Below are 12,050 nucleotides of genomic sequence, written 5' to 3'. Positions count from 1 at the left end.
GTGAGCCAGATCGCTTCCGCTTCGTCGGAGCAGAGCTCTCCCGATGTCGAAGTTCAGGTTAGGCTAACCTAAGCTCAGTCCCCCACACCGCTCCCTCCTGCCCCAGAGGGCGCCTTTGTCACGTCCCCGCACCGGGAGGCCACCCCATGCGCTCGCACCTGCTCAACGACACAACGGCGGAGCTCTACCGCAGCTCCGTGATCGAAGGAGTAGAGCGGGTGGCGAACAAACTCGCCACGACTCGGCAGCCGTTCACCGGCATCACCCCCGATGAACTCGCCCCCACGATCGCCGCAGTCGATCTCGACCAGCCCCTTGGTGACGCCTCAGCCGCGCTCGACGAGCTGGAGCAGGTGTATCTGCGCGACGCGGTGTACTTCCACCACCCCCGCTACCTCGGCCACCTCAACTGCCCGGTCGTCATCCCCGCCGTGCTGGGCGAGGCGGTGCTCTCGGCCGTCAACTCCTCACTCGACACCTGGGACCAGAGCGCCGGCGGCACCCTGATCGAGCGCCGGCTCATCGACTGGACCACCGGCCGGATCGGTCTCGGCCCGGCCGCCGACGGCGTGTTCACCAGCGGCGGCACCCAGTCCAACCTCCAGGCGATGCTGCTGGCCCGCCAGGAGGCCAAGACGGACGACCTGTCGAGGCTGCGTGTCTTCGCCTCCGAGTGCAGCCACTTCAGTGTCCAGAAGTCCGCCACCCTGCTCGGGCTCGGCCCCGACGCCGTCGTCTCCGTCCCCACCGGCCGCGACAAGCGCATGCAGACGGTCGTCCTCGCTGCCGAGCTCCAGAAGTGCCGTCAGGAGGGTCTGGTCCCCATGGCCGTGGTGGCCACCTCGGGCACCACCGACTTCGGCTCCATCGACCCGCTGCCGGAGATCGCCGAGCTGTGCGAGCAGTACGGCGCCTGGATGCATGTGGACGCCGCCTATGGCTGCGGACTGCTGGCCTCCCCCACCCGCCGCCACCTGCTGGACGGAATCGAGTGCGCCGACTCCGTCACCGTCGACTACCACAAGTCCTTCTTCCAGCCGGTCAGCTCCTCCGCGCTGCTGGTACGGGACCGCGCCACACTGCGGCACGCCACCTACCACGCGGACTACCTCAACCCCCGGCGCACCATCGAGGAGAGGATCCCCAACCAGGTCGACAAGTCCCTCCAGACCACCCGGCGCTTCGATGCGCTCAAGCTCTGGATGACCCTGCGGGTCATGGGCGCCGACGGCGTGGGGCAGCTCTTCGACGAGGTCTGCGACCTGGCCTCCGACGGCTGGCGCCTGCTGGCGGGCGACCCCCGCTACGACGTGGTGGTCGAGCCCAGCCTGTCCACGCTGGTGTTCCGCTACATCCCGGCGCATGTCACCACGCCGGCCGAGATCGACCGCGCCAACCTCTACGCCCGCAAGGCCCTGTTCGCCTCGGGCGAGGCAGTGGTCGCGGGTACCAAGGTCGACGGCCGCCAGTACCTGAAATTCACCCTGCTGAACCCCGAGACGACCCTGGCCGACATCGCCGCCGTCCTCGATCTGATAGCCGGCCATGCCGAGCAGTACCTGGGAGAGAACCTTGTCCACGCGTCCTGAGCACCGTGACATCCACGATTTCATCGGTATCGGACTGGGTCCGTTCAACCTCGGCCTCGCCTGCCTGACCGAGCCCATCGCCGAGCTGAACGGCGTGTTCCTGGAGTCCAAGCCGGACTTCGAGTGGCACTCGGGGATGTTCCTCGACGGCGCCCACCTCCAGACCCCGTTCATGTCGGACCTGGTGACCCTCGCCGACCCGACGTCCCCGTACTCCTTCCTCAACTACCTGAAGGAGAAGGGCCGTCTCTACTCGTTCTACATCCGGGAGAACTTCTACCCGCTGCGGACCGAGTACAACGACTACTGCCGCTGGGCCGCCGCCAAGCTGAGCAGCATCCGCTTCAGCACCACGGTGGCGACGGTCGAGTACGAGGCCGGGGACGAGCTCTACGCCGTCCACACCACCGGCGGCCAGGTCTTCCGGGCCCGCCGGATCGTGCTCGGCACCGGCACTCCCCCCTATATCCCGGACCCCTGCCAGGACCTGGGCGGCGACTTCGTCCACAACTCCCGCTACCTCCAGGCCAAGGAAGAGCTCCAGAAGAAGAAGTCCATCACCCTGGTGGGCAGCGGGCAGAGCGCGGCGGAGATCTACCACGACCTGCTCTCCGAGATCGACGTACACGGCTACCGTCTCAACTGGGTCACCCGTTCCCCGCGGTTCTTCCCGCTGGAGTACACCAAGCTGACCCTCGAGATGACCTCCCCCGAGTACATCGACTACTTCCACGCGCTGCCGGAGGCCACCCGCTACCGGCTGGAGTCGCAGCAGAAGAACCTCTTCAAGGGCATCGACGGCGACCTCATCAACGAGATCTTCGACCTGCTCTACCAGAAGAACCTCGGCGGCCCCGTGCCCACCCGGCTTCTCACCAACACCGCCCTGCACAGCGCCCGGCACGAGAACGGGACGTACACCCTGGGGCTGCGGCAGGAGGAGCAGGAGAAGGACTTCGAGATCGAGACCGAGGGCCTGATCCTGGCCACCGGCTACAAGTACGCCACTCCTGAATTCCTGGAGCCCGTGCGCGACCGGATCCGCTGGGACGGGCAGGGCCGCTTCGACATCGCCCGGAACTACGCGATCGACACCACCGGGCGGGCGATCTTCCTCCAGAACGCCGGGGTGCACACGCACTCGATCACCTCGCCCGACCTCGGCATGGGCCCGTACCGCAACGCGTACATCATCAGTGAGCTGCTCGGGAGCGAGTACTACCCCGTGGAGAAGACCATCGCGTTCCAGGAGTTCGCCGTATGAGCACCACCGCCCCTGCCCTGGGAACGTTCTCCTTCCGTCCCCTGGACCCCCTCGCCGACGCGGAGTTGCTGCACGGCTGGGTCACCCACCCCAAGGCCGCGTTCTGGATGATGCAGGACGCCAGGCTGGAGGACGTGGAGCGCGAGTACATGGCGATCGCGGCGTCCGAGCACCACCACGCCTTCCTCGGTCTGCTGGACGGCGAGCCCGCTTTCCTTATGGAGCGCTACGACCCGCGGCACATCGAGCTGGTCGGGCTGTACGAGCCCGAGCCGGGCGATGTCGGCATGCACTTCCTGGTCGCCCCGACCGACACCCCGGTGCACGGCTTCACCCGGGCCGTTATCACCGCCGTGATGGGGGAGCTGTTCGCGGACCCGGCGACCCGGCGCGTCGTGGTCGAACCGGACGTCGCGAACAAGGCCGTGCACGCGCTCAACGAGGCCGTCGGCTTCGTACCCGAGCGCGAGATACAGAAGCCCGAGAAGAAGGCACTGCTGAGCTTCTGCACCCGCGAGCAGTTCGAAGCAGCCACCGGAGCCGCCTGATGAACACCACGAGCATCGACAGCGTCGCCCACCTCACCCCCGCGCTGTGGGCCGAGGCCGGCAGGTCGCTGATCCGCAAGGGACTCGCCGAGTTCTCCCACGAGCGGCTGCTCGCGCCGAAGGACCTCGGCGCCGGCCGGTACGCGGTGTCCAGCGACGACGGCAGGACCGAGTACCGCTTCAGCGCCGACCGTTACGCCCTCGACCACTGGCAGATCGACCCCGCGTCGGTCACCCGCCACCGAGACGGCGCCGAGCTGCCGCTGGACGCCCTGGACTTCTTCACGGAACTGCGCGGCGCGCTGGGCCTGTCCGACGAGATCCTGCCGGTCTACCTGGAGGAGATCTCCTCCACTCTGTCCGGTACGGCCTACAAGCTCACCAAACCGGACGTCTCCGCAGCCGAGCTGGCACAGGCCGGTTTCCAGGCGATCGAGACCGGGATGACCGAGGGCCACCCCTGCTTCGTCGCCAACAACGGGCGCCTCGGCTTCGGCATCCACGAGTACCACCGGTACGCCCCCGAGACGGCGGCCCCCATCCGGCTGCTGTGGCTGGCCGCGCACCGCTCCCGAGCCGCCTTCACCTCCTGCGCGGACCTCGGCTACGAGAACCTGATGCGGGCGGAGCTGGGGCAGGACACGCTCGACCGGTTCGACGCCCGGCTGCGCGGGCTCGGTCTGGACCCGGACGACTACCTGCTGATACCGGTGCACCCCTGGCAGTGGTGGAACAAGCTCTCCGTCACTTTCGCCGCCGAGATAGCCCAGCAGCGGTTGGTGCCGCTCGGCGAAGGGGACGACGAGTATCTGGCCCAGCAGTCGATCCGTACCTTCTTCAACACCAGCGACCCGGCGAAGCACTATGTGAAGACGGCCATGTCCGTGATCAACATGGGCTTCATGCGCGGTCTCTCGGCCGCGTACATGGAGGCCACGCCCGCCATCAACGACTGGCTGGCCGCGCTGGTGGCGAGCGACGAGGTGCTGAGGGCGGCCCGCTTCTCGATCATCCGCGAGCATGCGGCCGTGGGCTACCGGCACCTGGAGTACGAGGCCGCCACCGACCGCTACTCGCCCTACCGGAAGATGCTCGCCGCGCTGTGGCGCGAGAGCCCGGTGCCCACGCTGGTGGAGGGCGAGCGCCTGGCGACCATGGCGTCCCTGCTGCACACCGACCGTTCGGGGAAGTCCTTCGCGGGCGCCCTGGTCACCGGGTCGGACCTGGCTCCCGAGGAGTGGCTGCGGGGCTATCTGGACGCCTATCTGGTGCCGGTGCTGCACTGCTTCTACGCGTACGACCTCGTCTACATGCCGCACGGAGAGAACGTGATCCTCGTGCTCGGCGAGGACGGCTCGGTGCGGCGTGCGATCTTCAAGGACCTCGCCGAGGAGATCTGCGTGATGGACCCGGACGCGGTCCTGCCACCCTCGGTGGAGCGGATCCGCGCCGAAGTCCCGGAGGACATGAAGCTGCTCTCGGTCTTCACCGACGTCTTCGACTGCTTCTTCCGCTTCCTGGGCGCCACGCTCGCGGCGGAAGGCGTGCTGGACGAGGACTCGTTCTGGCAGACGGTCGCCACGTGTGTCTCCGGCTACCAGGAGTCCATGCCGCAGCTCGCGGACAAGTTCGCCCAGTACGACATGTTCGCCGACGAGTTCGCGCTGTCCTGCCTCAACCGGCTCCAGCTGCGCGACAACGAGCAGATGGTGGACCTCACCGACCCGTCGGGCGCGCTCCAGCTCGTGGGCAGCCTGCGGAACCCGATCGCGCCCTTCCGGCGGTAGCCGAGGCGGTGCGATCACGGTCGGGCGGACGCCCCGCGGAGATACGGTCCTCCGCGGGGTGCCCGCTTCACGCGCGTCCCCGGCGGAGCCGGATCCTCCGCCACCCCGGTGCCAGAATCACCCGCATGGCGGAAATCATCGACAAGAGCGGCACCTGGATCTTCGACGGCGACGGCGTGCGGATCGTGCCCGGCCATGACAGGGGCGTGAGCCTGCTGCGTCGTACCCTCGGTGAGATCCGCGTACCGCTGGGCGCGCTGGCCGGGATCTCGTACGCGCCCGGCAAGAAGTCCGGGCTGCTGAAGCTCCGTCTGCGCGAAGGCGCGGACCCGCTGCTGATGGTCGCCCGGGGCAGGCTGGACGACGACTCCGACCCCTACCGGCTGACCGTGTCCCCGGAACGCGCGGGCGTTGCCGAGTACTTCGTGGACGAGGTGCGCAACGCCCTGCTGCTGGAGGGGATCGACGACGGCCCGACGAGCTCGTATCTGCTGCCCGGCCCGGGCGTGCCCCTCAGCGTCGGCGCGGGTGACGGCACGGTCGCCTTCGACGGCGAGCAGATCCGGCTGGAGTGGAACTGGAAGACGGACGACACCAAGGCGTCGGCCGGTCCCCAGGTCCTGGACCTCGCCGAGGTCACCGCCGTGGAGTGGCTGCCCGCGACCGGTCTGGAGAACGGCTACCTGCGGTTCCGGGTGGCTCAGGCCAGACCGCCTGCGGCGCCGAAGTACGACCCCCTCTCCGTGGAGCTCTGGGGCTTCCGCAAGGACCCGCTGATGGCGCTGGTCGGGGCGGCCGTGCTGGTACGGCTGCGGCAGCTCCCGGCCCCCCGGGCGGCGCTGCCGCCCCCGGAGCCCGCGGTCGTCGCCGACGATCACGACGTACTGCTCCGCAGGCTGCGTGAACTGGGTGAGTTGCATCACGCAGGGATACTGACGGACGACGAGTTCGCCGCCGCGAAACAGGCGGTTCTCAAGCGCATGTGAAGCCCATGGGGCCGGCCTCTGTAACCTTGGTCACGTAGGTACCTGCCCGGATTCGGGCAGGAATCTTGCGTTCAGGGCCGGTCGCCCTTCAGTATCTACGGGTGCTCGATCGCCGACCGCCGTCCCATGAGGACCTCATCGACCATCTGGTGCGCAGCACCGCGCTCCAGCGCGGTGAAGCGGTCCGGGTGGTGCTCGATGTGCTGGCGTTCTTCGACGAGAGCACGGAGGAGTTCGTCCGCCGACGGCACCGCGAGCTCCAGTCCGGCGGAGCCGTGAACGCGGAGATCTTCGACCGTATCGCGGCCGAGCTGCGGCACCGTGCCGTGGCACCGCCCGAGCTCACGCTCAGGCAGCTGCGACGGATCGTCTACGGCTGATCGTCCCGACGAACGCATCGGACGGCCGGGCACCACACCCATCGAACCTGGAGGGGCAAAGACTTTATGTGCGGAATCGTTGGTTACATCGGGAAGCGCGATGTCGCGCCGCTGCTGCTGGAAGGCCTGGCGCGGCTTGAGTACCGGGGCTACGACTCCGCGGGCATGGTCATCACCAGCCCGAAGGCCTCCGGGCTGAAGATGGTCAAGGCCAAGGGCCGGGTCAGGGACCTCGAGGCCCGCGTCCCCAAGCGCTTCACCGGCACCACCGGTATCGCGCACACCCGCTGGGCCACCCACGGTGTCCCGAGCGACCACAACGCGCACCCGCACATGGACCCCGAGAACAAGGTCGCCGTCGTCCACAACGGCATCGTGGACAACGCGATGGAGCTGCGCGCCAAGCTCGAGGCCGACGGGGTCGTCTTCGCCTCCGAGACCGACACCGAGGTGCTCACCCACCTGATCGCCCGCTCCCAGGCCGAGTCCCTGGAGGAGAAGGTCCGCGAGGCGCTCAAGGTCGTCGAGGGCACCTACGGCATCGCCGTCATGCACGCCGACTTCAACGACCGCGTCGTCGTCGCCCGCAACGGCTCCCCGGTCGTCCTCGGCATCGGCGAGAAGGAGATGTTCGTCGCCTCCGACGTCGCCGCGCTGGTCGCCCACACCCGCCAGGTCGTCACCCTGAACGACGGCGAGATGGCCACCCTGAAGGCCGACGACTTCCGCACCTACACGACTTCCGGCACGCGGACCACCGCCACCCCCGAGACCGTCGAGTGGGAGGCCGCCTCCTACGACATGGGCGGCCACGACACCTACATGCACAAGGAGATCTCCGAGCAGCCCGACGCGGTGGACCGCGTGCTGCGCGGCCGGATCGACGACCGGTTCTCCACCGTGCACCTGGGCGGGCTCAACCTGGACGCCCGCGAGGCCCGCGGCATCCGCCGCGTCAAGATCCTCGGCTGCGGCACCTCGTACCACGCGGGCCTGATCGGCGCCGGGCTCATCGAGTCCCTGGCCCGTATCCCCGCCGACTCCGAGCCCGCTTCCGAGTTCCGCTACCGCAACCCGGTCGTGGACCCCGACACCCTCTACATCGCCGTCTCCCAGTCCGGCGAGACCTACGACGTGCTGGCCGCCGTCCAGGAGCTCAAGCGCAAGGGCGCCCGCGTCCTCGGCGTGGTGAACGTGGTCGGCTCCGCGATCGCCCGCGAGACGGACGGCGGCGTCTACGTGCACGCCGGTCCCGAGGTGTGCGTGGTGTCCACGAAGTGCTTCACCAACACGGTGGTCGCCTTCGCGCTGCTCGCGCTGCACCTGGGCCGTATCCGCGACCTGTCGGTGGCCGACGGCAAGCGGATCATCGAGGGTCTGCGCAAGCTGCCCGCCCAGATCTCCGAGATCCTCGAGTCCGAGGACGAGATCAAGAAGCTGGCGGCGGAGTACGCGGACGCCAAGTCGATGATGTTCATCGGCCGGGTGCGCGGCTACCCGGTGGCGCTCGAGGCCTCCCTGAAGCTCAAGGAGATCTCCTACATCCACGCCGAGGCCTACCCGGCGTCCGAGCTGAAGCACGGCCCGCTGGCCCTGATCGAGCCCGCGCTGCCCACGGTCGCGATCGTGCCGGACGACGAGCTGCTGGAGAAGAACCGCGCCGCGCTCGAGGAGATCAAGGCCCGCAGCGGCAGGATCCTCGCGGTGGCGCACCAGGAGCAGGAGAAGGCCGACCACACGTTGATCGTGCCGAAGAACGAGGACGAGCTGGACCCGATCCTCATGGGCATCCCGCTCCAGCTGCTGGCCTACCACACGGCTCTGGCCCTCGGCCGGGACATCGACAAGCCGCGCAACCTGGCGAAGTCGGTCACGGTGGAGTAGTCCACCTCCTACGGCAGACGGCGACCCCCTGCACACGCCACCAGCGTGCAGGGGGTCGCCTCTTTCGTCGCCGGCGCGCCCTCACACCGGCCCATGGCCCCTCAGCCGGTGGCCGTCACCCCCCGGCCCGCGGCACGACGCCCGCTGAAGGTGGGCCAGTGCGCCAGCGCCGCCGTGGCGCCGTACCAGGCTGCGAGGCCCGCGACCGCGCCGACCCAGCCGCCGGCCCTGGCCAGTCCGTCGCTGTCCGCGAACGCGGCGATGCCGAGCAGCAGCATCGACACGCACAGCAGCCCGTACACGCCCTGGCCGAACATCCCGCTGCCGGACGAGCCCACGGTGAGCGTGAGTGCCAGCAGCGCGAACAGCAGCAGGAAGAGTCCCGCGGCCTCCGCCGAGGCCCCGGAGCCGACACCGGTGCCCCAGGTGAACCAGAGGGCGCCGAGGCCCGCGAAGGCCGTGCCCGTACCGCCGTTGCCCGCACGGAACTCGAGCAACCCGACGAGGAACAGTGCGACCCCGCCCACCCAGGTCGCGAGGGATGCGGCGTCGGACGCCGCGACATTGTCGATCACACCAGTGTTCCCGAGGCCGAAGGCCAGCAGGGTCAGTCCCAGTGCGAGGTGGCCGAGAGTGGTTGACGTTGCGCTTCCCGCGGAGACTTCGTTGTCCACGGCGGGCTCCCTTCATGCGCGCGATGGTGCTGCTTCCCAGCCACGGATATCTACCCTTCACAAGCGCACAATCCACCCGTACGGACGAGTAGATTTGACGGTCGTCAAAAAGCCATCCGCCCGTCTCGACCTGGGCACACGGCAGCGGCGCCGGCCCCCAGGGGCCTGGCCGGGTGGCTAAGGGCTGTCCCGTAATCCCCGGTGGATCAGCGCACGGCGCCAGATGCGGTGCATCGCAAGGCGGAGGGTCGTCCTCATACTGGGCGCATTCGGGCGATTCGACAACGCAGCGAGATGCCGTAGCTGTCGTCGTGCGCCCGCCGGGGATTACGGGACAGCGCTTAGGGGGGACAGCGCTTAGGGAATGACGATGACGGGTCGCTGCGCGCGCTTCGCGAGACGCCCTGCGACGGAGCCGAAAATGCGCCCCACGATCCCGTGGGTGGAGCCGACGACGATCGCGTCCGCCGAATACTCCCGGCCGACCTCCTCGAGCTCGTGGCAGATGTCCCCGCCACGCTCCACGAGGATCCACGGGACTTCGGAGAGATAGTCGGCACAGGCGAGCTCGAGCCCGAGCACCTCGGTGCGGTGGTCCGGTACGTCCACGAAGACCGGGGGCTCACAGCCCGCCCAGACCGTCGTGGGGAGGCGGTTGGCGACATGCACGATGATCAGCCCGGAACCGAAGCGCCGCGCCATGCCGATGGCATAGGCGAGCGCGCGCTCGCTGGACGTCGATCCGTCGAAGCCCACGACGACTCCGTGCCGGAAGGCCGGATCGCAGGACTGGCGCGGCTCTTCCGCCGCTTGCAGATCCGACAGGGGGTCGGCGACCTGCTTGCGGTCTGCGGGTTCGGAGAATTCGTGACCGGCCATCGGTGTCTCGGCGTTTAGGTCCTCATGGGAGGGCGACGGTGGGCGGCGGAGCTGTGTCCGGGAATCATCTTCCCAACCCCATACCCCCAAGGGTACGGCGACACTCCTCCCCTGCCCAGAGCCGTCGGCGCCACTCGCGGCGTTGCAGGGAGCATGCACGAGCACGCTCCGTATGGCAATGGCAGCTGCCTGATACAGACAGGCTCCACAGGCTTCGGCGCGAAAGGCGCCCTGATATCCGGAAGAAGATGTTCCGGCAGGGGTCCGACCGGTGGCGTGCCCCCGCGCCCGACACAGAGAAGCGTGGGTCGCATGACGGTCGTCACATCCGTACACGCCGAACTCATGGACGGGAGTGAATCCACCGGGCGACTTGACGGATTCGCAAGCCGACGCCCGAACGTTTTCAGCCAACTTCACGGCCAGTCCAGGTCCTTGCCCAAGGGGCTCGCCAACCCGCTTGTCACCAGGCGAAAAAGGGTCGGGACGGCCGCTCGCACCCTACGGGGACGGGCCATGCCCGCGACGCGTACTTCCCTGCACGGCCCACGAGTGCAACGCTTCGTGATCGAATGCTTCGCGCCAAGTGCCCTTGTCGACAATGTGCCGGATTCCGAACTTGTCACGGCGGCACCACAGGACGCAGTAGATTCGATCATGAGTATCGAAGACTGGGGACTCGTGCAAAACCGAGGGGAAACGTGCAGGAGCGACACGCCCGACACGAACGGGGAGACGCGAACACCGAGGGGGGCTTAGCGTCATGACTCAGGACTCCGCCGCGCCGGAGGCCGCACGGAAGCTTTCCGGGCGCCGCCGCCGGGAAGTCGTCGCGGTGCTGCTGTTCAGCGGCGGTCCCATCTTCGAGAGTTCGATCCCGCTCTCGGTGTTCGGAATCGACCGCCAGGATGCCGGAGTTCCCCGCTACCGGCTGCTCGTATGCGCCGGTGAGGAGGGCCCCCTGCGGACCACAGGGGGACTCGAACTCACCGCGCCGTACGGGCTCGAGGCCATAGGCCGGGCGGGCACCGTCGTCGTGCCCGCCTGGCGATCCATCACCTCTCCACCGCCGCCGGAGGCGCTGGAGGCACTGCGCCGCGCCCATGAGGAGGGCGCGCGGATCGTGGGGCTGTGCACGGGGGCGTTCGTCCTCGCCGCCGCCGGGCTGCTCGACGGCCGTCCGGCCACCACCCACTGGATGTACGCACCGACGCTGGCCAAGCGCTACCCGTCGGTGCACGTCGATCCGCGTGAGCTCTTCGTGGACGACGGCGATGTGCTGACCTCGGCGGGGACGGCGGCCGGGATTGATCTCTGTCTGCATATCGTCCGTACCGACCACGGGGCCGAGGCGGCCGGTGCGCTGGCGCGCCGGCTGGTCGTGCCACCGCGACGCACCGGCGGCCAGGAGCGCTACCTCGACAGGTCTTTACCAGAGGAGATCGGCTCCGACCCGCTCGCCGAGGTCGTGGCCTGGGCGCTGGAGCACCTCCACGAGCAGTTCGACGTGGAGACGCTCGCCGCGCGTGCGTACATGAGCAGGCGGACCTTCGACCGCAGGTTCCGCTCGCTCACCGGGAGCGCTCCGCTGCAATGGCTGATCACCCAGCGGGTACTCCAGGCCCAGCGGCTGCTGGAGACCTCCGACTACTCGGTGGACGAGGTCGCGGGTCGCTGCGGCTTCCGCTCCCCGGTGGCGCTGCGCGGCCACTTCCGGCGCCAGCTGGGCTCCTCGCCCGCGGCATACCGGGCCGCCTACCGGGCCCGGCGCCCGCAGTCCGACCCCGGGCTGCCCACGGCCGCCGCTGAGCACATGGTCCCGCCGCAGGCCCAGGGCGTGGCGCCCCAGCCGAGGCGTCCCGCCCCGGCGACGGCCTCCGCGCTCGCCCCGGAGCCCGGCAAGCCGACCTCGGACGCCTATGCCTCCGGGCGCCCGGCACTTCCGGGCCAGCGGACCGCACCCTGAAGGTCCCCTGTGACGGGCCGGGGGGGGGGGGGCCCGCCCCCCCCCCCCCCCCCCCCCCCGGGGGGCCCCCCCCCGGCCCCCCCCCCGGGGGGG

The 12,050-nt window shown here is 69.1% G+C and carries 10 protein-coding genes; 8 read left to right on the top strand and 2 right to left on the bottom strand.

Annotation, left to right across the window (positions count from 1 at the left end; translation table 11 throughout):
• Positions 1-146 precede the first annotated feature (146 nt).
• From ABZ532_RS22930 to glmS, 7 genes are all read left to right on the top strand, one after another.
• Positions 147-1,589 (top strand): aspartate aminotransferase family protein, encoded by a 1,443-nt coding sequence (locus ABZ532_RS22930; protein WP_361286660.1) that lies wholly within the window; start codon positions 147-149, stop codon positions 1,587-1,589.
• The gene (locus ABZ532_RS22925; protein ID WP_361286657.1) at positions 1,573-2,853 is read left to right on the top strand and encodes a lysine N(6)-hydroxylase/L-ornithine N(5)-oxygenase family protein; all 1,281 of its coding nucleotides are present in this window, start codon (positions 1,573-1,575) and stop codon (positions 2,851-2,853) included. The genes ABZ532_RS22930 and ABZ532_RS22925 overlap by 17 nt, the downstream gene beginning before the upstream one ends.
• Complete coding sequence (locus tag ABZ532_RS22920) at positions 2,850-3,401, top strand: GNAT family N-acetyltransferase (RefSeq protein ID WP_361286654.1); 552 nt, start codon at positions 2,850-2,852, stop codon at positions 3,399-3,401. Before ABZ532_RS22925 ends, ABZ532_RS22920 begins: the two co-directional genes overlap by 4 nt.
• Positions 3,401-5,188, top strand: a complete 1,788-nt coding sequence (locus ABZ532_RS22915) for an IucA/IucC family siderophore biosynthesis protein (protein WP_361286651.1) — start codon at positions 3,401-3,403, stop codon at positions 5,186-5,188. The genes ABZ532_RS22920 and ABZ532_RS22915 overlap by 1 nt, the downstream gene beginning before the upstream one ends.
• 125 nt (positions 5,189-5,313) lie before the next feature.
• On the top strand, positions 5,314-6,174 hold the full coding sequence (locus ABZ532_RS22910) for a DUF4429 domain-containing protein (RefSeq protein WP_361286648.1): 861 nt from the start codon (positions 5,314-5,316) through the stop codon (positions 6,172-6,174).
• 101 nt (positions 6,175-6,275) lie between these two features.
• Positions 6,276-6,554, top strand: coding sequence for a hypothetical protein (locus ABZ532_RS22905; protein WP_361286645.1), 279 nt, complete (start codon positions 6,276-6,278; stop codon positions 6,552-6,554).
• Positions 6,555-6,620: 66 nt separating this feature from the next.
• A complete protein-coding gene (gene glmS / locus ABZ532_RS22900) occupies positions 6,621-8,438 on the top strand; it encodes a glutamine--fructose-6-phosphate transaminase (isomerizing) (protein WP_361286642.1) in 1,818 nt (605 codons plus the stop codon).
• 101 nt (positions 8,439-8,539) lie between these two features.
• Here the strand turns inward: glmS and ABZ532_RS22895 are convergent, their stop codons facing one another.
• Both ABZ532_RS22895 and ABZ532_RS22890 read right to left on the bottom strand, forming a co-directional pair.
• Complete coding sequence (locus tag ABZ532_RS22895; protein WP_361286638.1) at positions 8,540-9,112, bottom strand: GPR1/FUN34/YaaH family transporter; 573 nt, start codon at positions 9,110-9,112, stop codon at positions 8,540-8,542.
• 357 nt (positions 9,113-9,469) lie between these two features.
• Entirely contained in the window at positions 9,470-9,991 is a 522-nt protein-coding gene (locus ABZ532_RS22890; protein WP_361286635.1) for a universal stress protein, read from the bottom strand.
• A 763-nt stretch (positions 9,992-10,754) separates the two neighbouring features.
• On the opposite strand from ABZ532_RS22890, the gene ABZ532_RS22885 reads away from it, so the two are divergent.
• Entirely contained in the window at positions 10,755-11,957 is a 1,203-nt protein-coding gene (locus ABZ532_RS22885) for a helix-turn-helix domain-containing protein (RefSeq protein WP_361286632.1), read from the top strand.
• Positions 11,958-12,050 lie beyond the last annotated feature (93 nt).

It is taken from the genome of Streptomyces sp. NPDC019396, assembly GCF_040632375.1.
Taxonomy (GTDB): Bacteria; Actinomycetota; Actinomycetes; order Streptomycetales; family Streptomycetaceae; genus Streptomyces.
The sequence above is the reverse complement of the archived record's forward strand: the minus strand, read 5'-3'. Positions and strand labels throughout refer to the sequence as shown.

Bases quoted from the DNA above. Each gene is read 5' to 3' on its own strand.
- ABZ532_RS22930 (WP_361286660.1), top strand. From the start codon at position 147: ATGCGCTCGCACCTGCTCAACGACACAACGGCGGAGCTCTACCGCAGC.
- ABZ532_RS22920 (WP_361286654.1), top strand. From the start codon at position 2,850: ATGAGCACCACCGCCCCTGCCCTGGGAACGTTCTCCTTCCGTCCCCTG.
- ABZ532_RS22915 (WP_361286651.1), top strand. From the start codon at position 3,401: ATGAACACCACGAGCATCGACAGCGTCGCCCACCTCACCCCCGCGCTG.
- ABZ532_RS22910 (WP_361286648.1), top strand. From the start codon at position 5,314: ATGGCGGAAATCATCGACAAGAGCGGCACCTGGATCTTCGACGGCGAC.
- glmS (WP_361286642.1), top strand. From the start codon at position 6,621: ATGTGCGGAATCGTTGGTTACATCGGGAAGCGCGATGTCGCGCCGCTG.
- ABZ532_RS22890 (WP_361286635.1), bottom strand. From the start codon at position 9,991: ATGGCCGGTCACGAATTCTCCGAACCCGCAGACCGCAAGCAGGTCGCC.
- ABZ532_RS22885 (WP_361286632.1), top strand. From the start codon at position 10,755: ATGACTCAGGACTCCGCCGCGCCGGAGGCCGCACGGAAGCTTTCCGGG.